Annotated in this window: 1 protein-coding gene; it reads right to left on the bottom strand. The window is 54.0% G+C overall.

Annotated elements, in window-relative coordinates; genetic code table 11:
- Positions 1–89: 89 nt before the first annotated feature.
- Positions 90–398 (bottom strand): transposase, encoded by a 309-nt coding sequence (locus tag AC27HQ_RS16965; RefSeq protein WP_487157376.1) that lies wholly within the window; start codon positions 396–398, stop codon positions 90–92.
- Positions 399–457 lie beyond the last annotated feature (59 nt).

The following is a 457-nucleotide window of genomic DNA, read 5'->3' as shown; positions in this document are numbered from 1 at the left end:
ACTACGCCTGGAAACACCAGCCCATCGGCAAGCTTGCACTACCGTTACGGCATCACCCTCGGCCGCCATCTCGGACCTGATCCGTTCAATCAGTCGTCTGTCGATTCGAGATGGCGCTGTAACTTTTTTCGGAACTTGAGCTCCAGCATGGCCTCGCCATAGGCTTCCTTGAGCTCACGCAGCTGCGTTTCATACTGCTCGGCAATATCCTTGGGATTGGCCTTCAGGGCGTTTTCCATGCCAGCTTCGGCATCATCCATCCACTTCTCGATCTCCTGCTGAGTGAGATCGTAGTGGCGCGCAGCCTCGGGCACTGTGGTTTGCCCTCGATAGATTTGCTTGATCAGCTCTGCTTTGCGTTTGGCTGTCCAGCGCTTGATGTCAGGTTCTTGGGTCATGCGTAACTCCATACTCTGGAGCGACTTTAGCATGTGCAGGTTTTTACTGGGTCATTACA

The sequence above is a fragment of the Halopseudomonas sp. 4NH20-0008 genome, assembly GCF_057548395.1.
Note: the sequence above shows the minus strand (reverse complement) of the source record. Positions and strands in the feature narration are given on the sequence as shown.